We start from the raw sequence: 14,044 nt of genomic DNA, 5'->3' as shown, positions 1-14,044 counted from the left end.
CCCCCGTCACCCTGAAAAGCGAAAGCGGGCTTTTTGTCCTTTGGAACTCAGACCCTGATCCAAAGGAAAATCCCCATGTCCAAACCCAGAACGGCCAACCCGGCTCTCGCAATCTCCGAAGCCGATCTCGCCTCTGCCCTCGCGCAAATCGGCACGGAGGTCGATGACCAGCCCCTGCGCAGTTCAGCGCTCGCGCGTATCATGCGCGAGACGTTTCATGGCAGCGATGCCGGTGGCGCCTGGGACTGGCGCATGGCCTATGACATGATGCAGGCAGCGGCCATCCAGGTGCTTCTGCGTGGGGCCGGTGCCACAGCAGACATCGCCAACGCAAAACTCCTCGCCTCACGTCTACTTACGGAAACCCGCCGCTCCGAGCAGCAGATCCGGCTGCAGCAGTTTTCCACGCCGCTGCCATTTGCGGCGCTGGTCTTGCAGGCCACGGCGATCCGCAAGGGCGAGACCGTTCTGGAGCCCTCGGCTGGCACCGGTGCACTGGCCGCTTTTGCCGCCCGGGCCGGTGCCACGCTTTTGCTCAACGAGATCGACCCCTTTCGCCAGCGCCTCCTACGCGCGGTTTTCGGCGGAGAGGTCACAGGCCATGACGGCGAGCATATCGATGATCTGCTGCAGACGCCGGTTCTACCCGACGTCGTGGTGATGAATCCGCCCTTCGCCTCCTCGGTCGATCGGTCGCGGGACAAGCACATCGCCGCCAAACATCTCATCGCGGCTGCAAAGCGTCTCGCGCCCGGTGGGCGGCTGGTGGCGATCATGCCGCCGGGGTTCACGCCCGAACGCGATGCCGCGCATTGGTCACGCGCCTGCGGTCTCCTGACGCCGCGCTTGGCGTTGACGATGCCGGGGCAGGTCTACCGCAAGCTCGGAACATCTGTCGAAACCCAGCTGATGGTCTTCGACAAGGTGCAGGAAGACGGTGAGATGATCCGCGTCCCTGTGCGGGATCTGGATGAAGCCTTGGCATATGTCGACGCTGTGGCCGCAACCCGGCCCGAGATGCGCCTTGCCCAACGGGCTGAAGCGATCCCTCATGCTCGGCCGACCGTTCCATCATCTGCCCCGCGCAAGACCGTCGCTGCGCCTGTTGCCGCCTCCAAACCCCGGGCCAATGCTGCCATCCCGCTCAGCTTCACAAGCTTCGATGTCCCGCGCGACAACACGCCCGTCTCGGACATCTATGCGCGCTACCGCCCGCAACGGATCGAGATCGCGGGTGCGCAGGAACGTCCCACGCCGCTCGTTGAAAGCATCGCCATGGCCTCGGTTGCCCCGCCCATGCCCTCAAACACGGGCAGTGATGACTTGCGACTGCCCGCACGGTTGATCGAGGAGGGACATCTCTCCGAGGCGCAGCTCGAGACCATCATCATGGCGCATGACGCCCATGGGCGCGACCTGCCCGGTCGGTTTACCATCGATGATGACCAGACCAAGCTGACGCGCGCCGATGATGATCCGGACACACGGGCCTATCGCCTCGGGTATTTCCTCGGCGACGGCACCGGTTGCGGCAAGGGGCGCGAATGCGCGGGGCTCATTCTCGTGAACTGGCTGGCCGGGCGCAGGAAGGCGATCTGGGTCTCCAAATCCGCCACGCTCATCGAGGACGCGATCCGCGACTGGACTGATCTCGGCGGCTCGCCTGCCGACATTCAGCCGCTTTCCAAATGGAAACCGGACCAGCCCGTCCCAATGGGCGACGGTATCCTTTTTGTCACCTACGCCACGCTGCGGTCCGCGGGCAAATGCGGCACCACGCGATTGAGCCAGATCCTCGACTGGATGGGCGAGGGGTTCGACGGCGTGCTGGCTTTCGATGAAGCTCATGCCATGCAGAACGCGGCAGGGTCTGGGCAGGGCAGGGGGGTCAAACCCTCCCAGCAGGGCCTTGCTGGCCTCCGGCTGCAACTGGCCGCGCCGCGCGCTCGCGTCTTCTATATCTCGGCCACGGGCGCCACGAGCGTGCACAACCTGGCCTATGCCGCGCGTCTCGGTCTCTGGGGGCAAGGCCCCGAATACCCTTTCCCGAGCCGCGAGAGTTTCGTCTCGGCGATGGAAGCCGGCGGTGTCGCCGCCATGGAGGTGGTTGCCCGCGATCTCAAGACGCTCGGGCTCTACACGGCCCGCGCCCTCAGCTTCGACGGCGTGGAGTATGACGTGCTCGAACACGCGCTCACCCCGGCCCAGATCGAGATCTACGACGCCTATGCGGGTGCGTTTCGCACGATCCATCAAAATCTCGAGGCGGCACTGACCGCGACCGGCGTCAATGATGCTTCGGGAGAGACCAATGCCTCGGCCGCTCGCGCCTCGGCCAAGTCCCGCTTCGAGAGCACGCAGCAGCGCTTCTTCAACCATCTCCTGATGGGCATGAAAGCCCCGACCATCATCCGCGCGATCAAGGACGATCTGGCGGCGGGCAAGGCTTGCGTCATCCAGGTGGTCTCTACAGGCGAAAGCCTGCTGAAACGTCGGCTTGAGACGATGGACCCGGAGGACGAGCTGGTCGAGGGCGCGCTAACGCCGCGCGACTACGTCCTGGGATACCTCGAACAGGCCTTCCCGATTCATGCGCAAAAGCTTGTGGAAATTGACGGCAATATGGTGGCGGAACCTTTGCGGGATGAGACCGGCGCGCTCGTTGTCTCGCGCGAGGCGCTCGCCCTGCGCGATGCGGCCATGATGGAGTTGATGACGCTCGCCCCGATCCCCTCGGCGCTCGATCAGATCCTCTGGGCTTTTGGCGACGAGGCCGTCGCAGAGGTCACGGGTCGGTCCATCCGCCCTTTGAAGGCCGAGGATGGCCACCTCTTCATCGAAAAGCGCGCCGCCAGCAGCAATTCATCCGAGACCCAAGCCTTCATGGACGGCGAAAAGGATATCCTGATCTTCTCCGATGCAGGCGGCACGGGCCGATCTTACCATGCGGCCCAAACGGCGAAGAACCAGAAACGGCGGCGGCACTATCTACTGGAGCCCGGCTGGCGCGCCGATGCGGCCATTCAGGGGCTCGGCCGCACGCATCGCTCTGCCCAGGTCAGCGCGCCCTTCTTCCGGGTCTGCACCTCCGATGTGCATGGCGAGAAACGCTTCACCTCGACTATAGCCAAGCGCCTCGACCAGCTGGGGGCCTTGACCAAGGGTCAGCGCGAGACCGGCTCGCAGGGCATGTTCCGGGAGGAGGACAATCTCGAAAGCCCGATCGCGCGGGCCGCACTACGTGGGTATTTCGCCGATCTTGCCGCCGGGCGCGCTGAGGCGATGAGCTACGAGAGCTTCACCGACTGGACGGCCCTGCGGCTGATCGACAAGGACGGGGTGCTCCTTGAGGAGCTTCCCCCGATCCAGCGGTTTCTCAACCGGGTTCTGGCCCTTCCCATCCACATGCAGAAAGCGCTCTTTGCCGAGTTCATGCGCCGGATCGCTGATCAGACCGAACGGGCGCGCGCGGCGGGCACGCTCGATTTCGGCGTGGAAACCCTGCGTGGCCAAAAGATCGAACAGGTCTCCACAGAGGATCTCTGGACCTGCCCAAAGTCCGGCGCCGTGACGCGGATCATCGGGCTCGAGGTGACCGACCCAGTCCATGTACTGGACGCCAAAGAGGCCATGTCGCGCAATCCCGACAAGCTACCGATGGTTAACCGTGCTTCGGGACGCGCGGCGCTCATCTCGGCGCGTCCTATGCAGATGTATGACGAGGATATAGTCACGCTCATGCGCAAGGCGGTGCGGCCAAACGGGTCGAACTATCTCGAAGAGGCACGGTTCGAGTCCTCGGCCTGGGAAGACATCGACAGGCCCGAGTTTGCACGGCTTTGGGATGCCGAGGCCGCATCCCTGCCAAAAACCACCACGACCAAGCTCTACCTGTTGACCGGGCTGCTGCTGCCGATCTGGAAGGACATCCCGACCACCAATGAGCGCATCTACAGGGTCACGCCCGACGGGGCGACCGCCATGATCGGGCGCACGCTGAGCGAGGAAGGGGCGGCCGCGCTGCGCGCCCGCTTCCTCGTTTCCAACCCGCAAACACCGCAGGAGATGTTGACCGCCGCCCTCGGCACCACCGCGCCTGTCGATCTGGGCCGGGGTCTCACCCTGACCCGTCGCCGGGTCGCAGGCGAGATGCGTCTCGAGCTGGGTGGTGCGGATCGGGGCATGATTGATGGCCTCAAGGCAATGGGGTGTTTCACGGAGATCATCTCCTTCCAGCTGCGGGTGTTCCTGCCGCATGGGGACGGGATCGACACGGGAAGCATTCTGGCCCGGATCGTGGACCAGCGAGCCGCTAGAGCGGCAGAACAAGCCGCCTGAAAAGTCAAAGCGGGCTTCCGGTCGGGCGTCGCGGATCTGGATTTCACCGGTCTGCGCTTTCGGGGCGCGGGCAGACCAATGCCACGCTCAGCCCCCCAACTTCAGATGAGAGGACAGACCCATGACCAATCCCCAGATCGACTATGCCGCAATGGCGGCTCAGTGGCGCGCAGAGCGTGAAACCACCTTGAAGGCATCCCGCACGGAGCTGCTCGCGCAACTACGTGCGCTTGGCATCAGCGGGGTCACTGCCGAATACGAAGGCTATGGCGACTCCGGCAATGTCGAGGATGTGACGGTGCAGCCTGCAGAGGTCCAACTGCCTGAGCCGCTTGCCACAGAGGTTGGCGACTTCGCCTGGTCGCTCGCCTATCACCATCACCCGGGGTTCGAAAACAACGAGGGCGGCTACGGCACGCTGACCTGGGACATAGCACTAGACAGCATCACGCTCGATCACGCGGACCGCTATGTCGAATGCTCGCACAGCTATGACGAGGGGCTGTGAGATGGCCCATCCGCTTCATCATGCCGAAAGCTCTGCCCGGAAATTCGGCGGGGTGCCGTCTGACTATCAGGCCGTGCACGACTGGTTCGACGCCTCGAAAGAGCACCTCGCGCTCTTCACGCACCGCGCCTTGCGTCATCATTCCCAAGGCCTGTTCGAATCCGAACGTGTCTTCGGCCTGACCCTGACCAATAGCGCGGGTCGGGACATTCCCGTGCGCTGGATCGGTGAGCAGCATGTCCGTGAAGATTGCCAGGGCCGCATCCCGAGCATGGCGGACTGGCTGCGACGGATACAGCCTGAGCCATGGATGGCCAATGGCCACATCGACCGGCATTCCGGCGATGAGCCCTGCGGCGACCCAAGGGTTGCCTGGGCCTCCGAGGTCGCCGCCGGACGAACGGTTCTTGGCCTGAAAGATTGGATGGCGGCGCGCGCGACGCGGGCCACGCAAAGCGCCTGACAGCTCTCGGCCGTTTGCCAAACGAATACTGTATGGAAGCCCGGTTGGAAGATCGGGCTTCTTGCGTCGTTTCCCCACCATTCTTCTTGAGGAGGATCGCATGACACTCAATGATATCAAGGCGGCCGTCGATGCGGGCCAGACCGTGCATTGGGCCAATACCGGCTACGTCGTCCACAAGGACCGGCTCGGTCAGTACCTCATCACCTATGTGCCGAATGGTAGCTGCATCGGTCTGACCGACCGGGGCGGGCACCGGTTGAACGGAAAAGAAACGGAGTTTTTCGTCGCGCAATCGAAGGACGCCGCAGAAAATCCGGGCAACCAATCAAGACCAGACGGGCAGGGGAGGGGCGTAGCACCCGGAGGCGCGGGGGCATTCCCACTCGGACGGCAGCTTTGACCCGTGGGCGGGGCTGAAAGGAAAGCAGGCTTTCTGATTTGTGATCCCTCAAGGGGTCGAGAAAGCAATCCCGGATGCGTTGGCAAGGACGTCAGGCACCGGCCAATCCAAAAGGCACCATCCCATGTTCGCAGGAACCCTCACCCGCAACGTCGAGACCGCAGCCGCCGAATACACCGGCATGATCCATTCGACGCGCTTTGACATTGCCATCCAGCTCGAGGCACGGGCCAAGATGTCCGAACGCAGCCCGGATTTTGATGTAACCGCGGTCAACAAGTCGGGCCGCAAGGTGCGCATCGGCACAGCCTGGAACGAGACCGGCAATACCAGCGGTAACCCCTACATCTCCATGCAGATCGATGTCGGCCTCGGCCCGTTCCGGGTCAACGCGGTGCAGACGAAAGAGGCGCGCGCGGCCCAGAGCGGCGAATTCGAGATCATCCCGCTGGTCTCGAACGGCCTGATGAAATCCGGCTCGATCTCGGGCGAGCTCACCGCCATGGACGCTGACAACGCCTTCACCGGCTACATCGCCAATATGATGTTCGATCTGGAGTTCATGCTGATCGAGAACAGCTACAAGACCGAGGAGACCCACCCTGACTACCGCATCGAGGTCAGCTCGCCCCGGGGCACACCGATCCGCGTTGGCTCGGCGTGGATGGCCAAGAGCAGCCGCACGGGCAATGACTACCTTTCGCTGCTGATCAACACGCCCGATGGCGACCTGCGTGTCAACGCCGTCCAGAACGAAGAACAGCGCGGTGGCCAGACTTTCTCGATCATCCCGTTCATCGACAGCGGTGAGCAACCGCAGGACGCGGGCACGGGGCTCTCGCTGGTCGCGTGACCTTGGTACGAGGCTTGAACATCTGAACTGCAAGGGGAGCCGTGGGTTCACGGTTCCCCTTTTGCTGTGCTTGCTTCAATAGAGCGATCGAACTGCCACTTCATATGGCGTTCCGGTGTAGATGAGACTGCTAGATCGGAAGTGCCGCGCGGAGTTTCGATTAAAGTCAGACTTGTACAACTGTTTGAGCGGCAATCAATGCGTCAACAGCAACTTGAACCTCGGCGTAGAGCTCGGTGTCCAACTCTGCTGCGTCGATTTCCACAATCAGTGCGTAGCGTACGGAAGGCAAACTCTCAGCGAGAAGCTTTTTCGACTTCCACCAACCGGTGACTGGGTGAACAGCCAGCAAGTTGCGCCGCGCCAGATCTGAAGCCCTGCATGTCAGCTGATCTATATGGAGCGACCCGACATGGCGCCGATTGCTACCGAAGTCCCAAAGATCATCTTCGTCGCTTGCAGGACCATCGGGCTGTTCGGCCGCCTTGCTGATCCGGGCCAGAAATTGGGCTTCGTTCTCGCCAGCGCGATTGAGTTGGAAACGTAAGTTGTGGGACGCGTAGCGATACCGAACGCCGCGCGAGGCTTCGGACGGGTTCGGAGCGATAAAGCTACTGAGTGCCACCCGCAAGGTCACATCGGCATTGCCGAGCGCGCGCAAAGCCTCAACGGGCCAGGGAAGGGCGAACAGCTTCATTTCATTGTGGACATCACCGCCGGTCTTCTCTGAAATCCCGTACGGCGTAATCGTATCTTCCACGATGAGGGTCAGCGCGTTCGACGCGCTGCGGCGGGCACGCGCCATGTCCGGCACACCATACCCATAGCGCTGAAAAAGGGGCGTGAAGTGACCCTTGTTTGGCTGGGCCGGCAGATGCGCACGCATCTGCTGCGTCCACCGCGCTGACGACACGTAGAGACCACGCACTGTCTCGGGCCAAAGCGTCGGATAGTCCGACCAGAGTTCCGTTACATCCTTCGCGGCAAGCGCGGTCGCCGCGCTGGTATCGAAGGTGAATGTGAAGGATCGGACTGGGTAATTGTGGTGAGTCGAAAGCAGCGATAACCATCCATGCCGCATTGGCGGTGGCATGGCACTTAGCGCCCAGTTTCCACCCTCAAGGACGACGTCCGGCTTGTTCGGCCAATGGGACGACCACGATGCAGTTCTCGAAGCTGGCGATAGATCGCCGAATGGTGCAAGCGCCTGGGCCGGCTCTCCGTCTGGCAGTACGGTCTTCTCTGTAAAGGCCCCAACAGACAGAACATTCCACGCTTGGGCAGGCGACTCGATTTCGTTGTCTTCGTGATCGCATCGGTCCAGGTAGTTTCCGGCACCAAAGGTGAAGTTGTCGGTATTCCCTGCGGAGACAAGCACCAAGCGTTGTTGTTTCACCTCACCTGAAACACCGGCGGCGAGCTGATCGACCTCCGTCGACCAGGACGTCGGCGCGCCGTCATGCGGGGTGTCCTCACCCGTCGTCGTGGTCATGGTGAAGGTCCGGCGCCGGGGGCCGACCTGTTCTACTGTATTGATCGCCTGCCTGGTAACCGCGCCGAGGAGATAATGCGGGTTCATCCCTGCATCAGGCAGCAGCTTCACGGATTCCAGACGGTTCACGACAGAAACCGGATTCGCCTGGTGCAGTTTCGGCGTCAGGTCTCCAAAGAGCGCCAGTCCTCCCATCTGCGTGCCATGGCCCTTCACATCCTCCAGCCCCCAGGCCGGGTTGGCGGCATGTCGGTCATCCACGCTGAGCGCCGGCTGAATGAGAGGATGCGCGCGACTGACACCGGTATCCAAAAGCGTGACGTAGCTAGGATCGGGATTGTCAGTGTAGGTCGTACGACCCGCGAGTTCGTCGACCCACTGCGCCTGTTCTGCCACCGGCAAGCCGTCGAAGAAATCCGCTGTGATGGTGGGAGCAGCAAGGGCGCGCACGCCGCCTAGTCGGCGGACGGCTTGGGCGAGCTGATTGCGATCGGCCTCTACGATCACAACGATATCTTCGGGAAACTCCAGCCGATCTGCTCCCACGGTAACGCCATAGTTTGGTGCGGCCGCGACGAAACCTTCGGTCATTTGAGGCTCGAGCCAAACCTCCCAGATGGTCGCAACATCCGCTGCTGGAAATTTGGCTGAAGGGCTGCGCCAGAGGGCACGCAATCCCGCTTCCGTGATGGCAGCGACGCTCTGCACCAGATCCGCGTTCTTCGGACGGCCTGGGATGAATTCACCATCCTTTTCCCGGTCGGGTGTGTCTTCCGTCCGAAACTGCTCGACCTTCTTGCGCAGCTTTTCAATACCCTTGGCTGTCGCAAACACCGTCGCGCGCTCTTCGGTGCCACCGGGATCAGGGGTCTCGGCGACGCGAAGGAGAGTCAGGCCACTAGCGTCGAGGCTGCCTTTCTTCAGGCGCTCGTCGATACGCGAGCGTACTTCCAGATAGACGCCGGGAAGTTCGGCTGCTGGAATATCTGGCAGCGCGTCGATGGCCTGAAGCAATGCTTGGGCGTGCGCCGCGCGATTGGGGACATCACTTGGTCTTTTGGACCCGCCCCCGCCCTTTGCTTGGAACGGGCGAGGTTGTCCGAGATTGCGAAGGTGGAAGTGCCGAAGGTCTCGTGCCATTGTCATCGGTCCCTAGTTCTTGGAGCGACCGTCGGCGTTCGAGGGCATCAAGCAAATCCTGTGTCGCAATCTTGTCGGTATCATTCAGAACAGCACGTCGAGCGGCATCTTCCGCCGCTGCCACAACATCGGCCGTTGAGAGGCCTGTGGCAACGTCTATAACCCGTTTCCATCCCATGCGAGCGAGTGAGAAGCCGATCAAACGGCGTTCGAGCGCCTGCCGAATGGCAGGGCCATCGGGCATGACATATGGCAAAACAAGATCAAAGCGGCGCAGCACAGCGCGGTCAAGAATTCCCGGCAGGTTTGTAGTGGCAATGACGATCGAAGGCCCGGTATCCTCATCCAGGAATTGCAGGAACGAGTTCAGAACCCGCCGGGCCTCACCGACATCGTTCTCACCGCCCCGGGCCGCGGCCAAAGCGTCGATTTCGTCGAAGAGATAGATACCGCGCGTCGTCTTGACGGCATCGAATATCATCTTCAGCTTCTGCGCTGTTTCACCCATGAATTTTGTGATCAGTCCGTGGAGCATGACCGAAAAGAGAGGGTACTGCAGCTCACCGGCAAGCGCTGAAGCACTCAGGGTCTTGCCGGTTCCGGGAGGACCGGAGAGGAGAACGCGCCGCCGTGGCTTCAACCCTTTCGCCTCGAGCTTTTCGCGCATTCGTGTCTCTACAACGAGATGCGCGAGTTCGCTCTCAATCCTGTCTGGCAAGATGACATCGACGAGGCGCTCGGTCGGATAGGACGCGGCAAGGAACTCCGCCAGATCACCGCGGGGTGTTGCGATAGGAGTGATCGCAGGGGTTCGCTTCGAAGGCGGCTTCTGTCCCGCTTCGGCCCATTGTCGCAACTGTTCAGCCAGACGGGTATGTCCCTTCTGCTCTTCAGCCGCAGAGAGTTGCATCGCCAGATCGTAAAAACGATCAGCGTCCCCTTCTGCGTGGCTCTTGACGAGACCGATGAGTTGTTGGGCGGAAGCCAAGGTCGAGTTGCTCTTTCTGAATGATCATTTTCAATGATACTAAGGTCTTTTCTACATTCGAACTCCTCAGCAGACCAGACAATTTGCGCTGTTTGGAAGCAGAGTGTGTCGGTTTTGTGCTCTCGAGCATCGACTTGGATGCTTGCCTTGCGGCCTCCCCCGCTCGGCTTCGCGTGTCGCAGGGGAGAACGGCCCTTCGGTCCGTCGCGCATTCGGCCATGCGGCCTCACCGCGGCGTCGCGCCTGGCATCCCGGTTTGCCCGCCTCGCGAGCACGTCCCTCCCCGGCCGCTCCGCCGGATTGCGCTCTGGTCTGTTTTGCGTGGCAAAACGATCCCGCCGCTCCATCCGTCTCCCGCGTCCGATCGGGCCGTTTGCCTGCTCGGGTCGGTCAAACCTACCGTCAAAACACACACACATGAGTGCGGAAGCATATCCTCCGGATGGCCCCCAAATCAGCCCGCGTCAAGGATCGCAAAACTTTTCGGCGAGGACGGGGCCTGTGGCTTGGGGCGGTCCCGTGCGTGAGGGCGCGCATGTGTCGGGTGCCGCGCTCGGAAAACTTTTGCGCCCGGCAAGCCGGCGGCTGCGCCGTCCCTGACCCGGGCAGATTCGGAAACCAGGCATTCGGCCATGCCCCCACACTCACGTGGTGGCCTTGCAACCGAACACTGGAGACCAGACATGGCTTACGACACCGCAAACGCCTACGAGACCATCGAGCTTTTCGGACTGACCGAGAAGGACGCGCAGCTGCCGATCCCCGAGGATCACATCCTGACCGACCGCATCATCCGCGAGAGCTTCGAGGCATTGCTCGGGCAGCTGCGCGGGACCGGGCTTGAAGCGGAAATCGAACCGCTGGCCCATGGGCTCGCGACGATCCTGCAGCGCCGCAAGGTGGCACTCGGCAAGGAGGTCGACCGCACCGCTGACAAGATCGGCGCGCTGGCGAAATCCCATGACGGATCGGAGATCGCCGAGACCGCGCTCGAAGAGGCGCAGGCGCGCTTTCTGCAGCTGCGCGAGATTGTGAGCGCCATCGAGGTGATGAGCGAGGCAGCGGCGGAATGTTATGAGATCGAGACGGGCCACGCCTTCATCCCGGCAGCCGGGTCGCGCGCAAGCGTCCGGGCGCAAGAGACCGGGGCGGTCTTCGAGGCGCGGCAACTGCTGGAGCAGCACGACCGCGAGACTGCCGAGAAATCGAAAGTCTCAGGGGTGCCCCTGATCGTCTCAGGAGCCACCGACTGGACAGATGTCGATGTGATCTTCAACACGCTCGACAAGGTTCGCGAACGGATCAAACAGAACCGCAACCAGGAGATTTTCCTCTGCCACAAGGGTGGCAAGCACGGGGCGGAGATGATCGCGGCCCGGTGCGCGCGGGCGCGCGGGGTCGCGCAGGCGCGGTTCGATCCGCGCTGGTCTGCACACGGGCGCGCGGCAACGTTCAAGTGCAACGACGAAATGCTGGACGACAAGTTCGCGGCGACGGGGGTTGTACTCTTCGGCGGCAACGGGGTTGCACTGAACCTCGGACAGAAGGCGGAAGCGAAAGGTCTGACGGTCATGCGGGTTGCTGACCCGGCGAAGAAGACCGCGCAGGATTGAAGAGAGCGGGTCGCGCTTGGCGCGGCCCTTTCGTCATGTCTCATGGCGCGTGCGATCGGTCATGCGCGATCGGCAGTCTGCGGCGTCCAGCACCGTTATCCCTCTACCCAGTCCGTCAGAGTGCGGCCCATCCGCATCGGTACGGGATGGGGATGGTGAGCCCATCACGCACATCGTCAGCAGCGCAAGACGCGAGGGGTCGAGACGTCGCACATGAGGCTGAAGACCTGCACGTCCTTCGGGGCGTGTTTCGGAACATCGCATCCACGCGGGCGGGCTCCGTCAGCACCCCGGTCAGGCTCGGTGGGACGCGGACGCGGATGGTGGCGGCTGCGTGATAGCAAGGGTCATCCGGGTCTCTCCTTTTTGCTCATAGATGTGGATCGCACGGGGTCGGCCCAATCGTGCCCTCAGCTCACGCTTCGGCAAGCACAAATACGGCTTCCACGGCTAGCCGCGGACCCTCCGCATTTGCGCTTGCGACCAGCCCTCTTGCCCCCGTGCCGGGTGATCCCCATCGCAACAAGGAGAGACCCAAATGACCAACCACTACGTCGCCACCGTCCCCGTCAAGTTCACCGATACCGATGGCCAGGAGCGCACCCGTTTTCAGCGCGTGGGTGCGATGTTCCGCAACACTCGCAACGGGGACGGCTCGGAGTTCTTCAGCCTCAAGCTCGACTTCCCGGTCGCGGTCTCGGAGCTGGTGATGTTCCCACCGAGCGCGAAAGATCCCCAGGACTGAATCCTCTGACGAGGATGGGCCGCCCCAGGACGATCTTGGGGCGGCCCGATCCCTGTTCCAGGGATGCTGGTCCTTGCGCGTTCAACGGACGCACTCCGCCCGGAATGACCAGTCCGCGACAAACCGGCCAGTCAGCCTCAAGGGGGCCATCCACAAAAACCTATCGGCTAGGGCCTCCCGGTTTTTGCGGCAGAGATTTGGGGACCCAAATCTGGCCCTCCTTGACCCTGCCTGTCCGCCCTGTCGGTGGGGTTTGCGCCCGCCCGCGGTTCCGTCCGAACACATGCGTGTTCGGCCAGAGCCTCGGGCGGGGCTGGCGGACGGGGCCCCTAGGACAGGTGTCGCCCGGTGGTGAGGGCGGCAGAGCCGCGTCCCTGCGGGCCGCGGCGTGAAGCGGACACCAAGGCTGCCTGAACCTGAATGCGACGTAAGTATATAATTGACAGCTCGGTATAATATCGTAAGGCGGGGGCAGCCTTGGTGGAAGGTGGCAGGAAATAGGGGGTCTTTCTTCGCATGTCGCGCTCAAAACGTCTCACAGATGCAGACCGCATGGAGATCGTTCGCGAAGCCGCAGAAGGCGTTTCCACTTCAATGCTGGCGGAACGGTTTGGCGTGTCGGTGCGGGCGATCCAGTACACGCTCAAAGCCGATGCCGAGCGCCAGACGGATGCCGCAATTCCGGTCTCAGCGGTCAGTGTGAAGGTCACGGCTGCGGAGTTGGCGGCGCTCGACGCGGTGCTGGCGAAGGCGGGGATCGAGAGCCGTGCCGAGGGGTTGCGGCGGCTCATTCAGGCGGCAGGCGGGGTGTTCGTTCCGGACGCGCAGATGGCAGCAGAGATGGCGCGCTACCGCGCCTCTCTGCACGAGGTCGGCAATGGGGTCGCGCAGATCGCCAAGCAGATGACGCAGGCCAACCGGCGGGGGCAGGGGGCCGCGGGGGGCACGAGTGCCGAGTTCACCGAATTGCGCCTTGCGCAGATGCGCGGGCTGGCGCGGTTCATCCTGGATTCTGCTGACGAGATCGATTTGCTCCTGCGCCGCCGTCGCGACGCAATGCAGCTGCAGGCCACGGCCGCGCTGAGGGAGTTTGCCCATGCGGCTGAATGATGCCGTCCATGCCGTCACGGGCGAGGTCTTTCGGGATGGCTGGAGCCGCGTCCGGGGCTCGATGCAGGGGCTGCACGCGGCCAAGCAGACCCAGCTCATGCGCGCGGCAGCCGGGCACCGTCCGGCGGTCTTCAAGGCGATCCGGGGCGGGGGCACGCATACCAAATTGCAGCTCGCAAACCAGCTCGATTACCTCACCACCAAGTCCACCCATATCGTGGACAGTAGCGGGTTTCTGGATGGCAAGGCCAATGGCACCTGCACTTGAAATCGCATCCTGCCGGTAGGCGCTCTCAACCTCGATATTGGCTCGATAGAGGGTCAGCCAATCCGTGACGGACAGACCCGCGCGGCGAAGACCGGGATGGCCGGCATAGCGCAGGGCGGTGGT

At 62.7% G+C, this 14,044-nt stretch carries 10 protein-coding genes and 2 pseudogenes; 9 read left to right on the top strand and 3 right to left on the bottom strand.

Going from position 1 to position 14,044, the window contains the following annotated elements; translation table 11 throughout:
• The first annotated feature begins 75 nt into the window (after window positions 1-75).
• The 5 genes from DU478_RS20065 (at window position 76) to DU478_RS20045 (ending at window position 6,565) form a co-directional block, all read left to right on the top strand.
• On the top strand, window positions 76-4,338 hold the full coding sequence (locus DU478_RS20065; protein ID WP_114512668.1) for a strawberry notch family protein: 4,263 nt from the start codon (window positions 76-78) through the stop codon (window positions 4,336-4,338).
• Between the two features lie 121 nt (window positions 4,339-4,459).
• Window positions 4,460-4,846 (top strand): DUF6878 family protein, encoded by a 387-nt coding sequence (locus DU478_RS20060; RefSeq protein WP_114512667.1) that lies wholly within the window; start codon window positions 4,460-4,462, stop codon window positions 4,844-4,846.
• Window position 4,847: 1 nt separating this feature from the next.
• The gene (locus DU478_RS20055; protein WP_114512666.1) at window positions 4,848-5,309 is read left to right on the top strand and encodes a DUF6915 family protein; all 462 of its coding nucleotides are present in this window, start codon (window positions 4,848-4,850) and stop codon (window positions 5,307-5,309) included.
• A gap of 100 nt (window positions 5,310-5,409) precedes the next feature.
• Complete coding sequence (locus tag DU478_RS20050; RefSeq protein WP_090525091.1) at window positions 5,410-5,712, top strand: hypothetical protein; 303 nt, start codon at window positions 5,410-5,412, stop codon at window positions 5,710-5,712.
• A gap of 124 nt (window positions 5,713-5,836) precedes the next feature.
• Entirely contained in the window at window positions 5,837-6,565 is a 729-nt protein-coding gene (locus DU478_RS20045) for a DUF736 family protein (protein ID WP_114512665.1), read from the top strand.
• A 166-nt stretch (window positions 6,566-6,731) separates the two neighbouring features.
• Here DU478_RS20045 and DU478_RS20040 read toward each other — a convergent pair whose 3' ends face one another.
• Together DU478_RS20040 and DU478_RS20035 are read right to left on the bottom strand one after the other, a co-directional pair.
• A complete protein-coding gene (locus DU478_RS20040; protein WP_114512664.1) occupies window positions 6,732-9,197 on the bottom strand; it encodes a S8 family peptidase in 2,466 nt (821 codons plus the stop codon).
• Window positions 9,103-10,185, bottom strand: coding sequence for an AAA family ATPase (locus DU478_RS20035; RefSeq protein WP_081536350.1), 1,083 nt, complete (start codon window positions 10,183-10,185; stop codon window positions 9,103-9,105). Before DU478_RS20035 ends, DU478_RS20040 begins: the two co-directional genes overlap by 95 nt.
• Window positions 10,186-10,868: 683 nt before the next feature.
• On the opposite strand from DU478_RS20035, the gene DU478_RS20030 reads away from it, so the two are divergent.
• From DU478_RS20030 to DU478_RS20010, 4 genes and pseudogenes are all read left to right on the top strand, one after another.
• Window positions 10,869-11,798, top strand: coding sequence for a DUF2493 domain-containing protein (locus tag DU478_RS20030; protein WP_114512663.1), 930 nt, complete (start codon window positions 10,869-10,871; stop codon window positions 11,796-11,798).
• Between the two features lie 538 nt (window positions 11,799-12,336).
• Window positions 12,337-12,543, top strand: a complete 207-nt coding sequence (locus DU478_RS20020; protein ID WP_007120662.1) for a hypothetical protein — start codon at window positions 12,337-12,339, stop codon at window positions 12,541-12,543.
• 516 nt (window positions 12,544-13,059) lie between these two features.
• Window positions 13,060-13,653, top strand: a complete 594-nt coding sequence (locus DU478_RS20015; protein WP_114512661.1) for a helix-turn-helix domain-containing protein — start codon at window positions 13,060-13,062, stop codon at window positions 13,651-13,653.
• Window positions 13,640-13,900 (top strand): annotated as a pseudogene (locus tag DU478_RS20010) (endonuclease); the annotation flags it as partial. The gene DU478_RS20015 and the pseudogene DU478_RS20010, both read left to right, overlap by 14 nt.
• Here the strand turns inward: DU478_RS20010 and DU478_RS23440 are convergent.
• Window positions 13,862-14,044 (bottom strand): annotated as a pseudogene (locus tag DU478_RS23440) (lytic transglycosylase domain-containing protein); the annotation flags it as partial. The pseudogenes DU478_RS20010 and DU478_RS23440 overlap by 39 nt on opposite strands.

It is taken from the genome of Thalassococcus profundi (assembly GCF_003344785.1).
GTDB classification, from domain to species: domain Bacteria; phylum Pseudomonadota; class Alphaproteobacteria; order Rhodobacterales; family Rhodobacteraceae; genus Puniceibacterium; species Puniceibacterium profundi.
This window is presented reverse-complemented; position numbering and strand designations above follow the sequence as displayed.

Coding starts and splice junctions, on each gene's coding strand:
- DU478_RS20065 (WP_114512668.1), top strand. CDS start 76: ATGTCCAAACCCAGAACGGCCAACCCGGCTCTCGCAATCTCCGAAGCC.
- DU478_RS20060 (WP_114512667.1), top strand. CDS start 4,460: ATGACCAATCCCCAGATCGACTATGCCGCAATGGCGGCTCAGTGGCGC.
- DU478_RS20055 (WP_114512666.1), top strand. CDS start 4,848: ATGGCCCATCCGCTTCATCATGCCGAAAGCTCTGCCCGGAAATTCGGC.
- DU478_RS20050 (WP_090525091.1), top strand. CDS start 5,410: ATGACACTCAATGATATCAAGGCGGCCGTCGATGCGGGCCAGACCGTG.
- DU478_RS20045 (WP_114512665.1), top strand. CDS start 5,837: ATGTTCGCAGGAACCCTCACCCGCAACGTCGAGACCGCAGCCGCCGAA.
- DU478_RS20040 (WP_114512664.1), bottom strand. CDS start 9,197: ATGGCACGAGACCTTCGGCACTTCCACCTTCGCAATCTCGGACAACCT.
- DU478_RS20030 (WP_114512663.1), top strand. CDS start 10,869: ATGGCTTACGACACCGCAAACGCCTACGAGACCATCGAGCTTTTCGGA.
- DU478_RS20020 (WP_007120662.1), top strand. CDS start 12,337: ATGACCAACCACTACGTCGCCACCGTCCCCGTCAAGTTCACCGATACC.
- DU478_RS20015 (WP_114512661.1), top strand. CDS start 13,060: ATGTCGCGCTCAAAACGTCTCACAGATGCAGACCGCATGGAGATCGTT.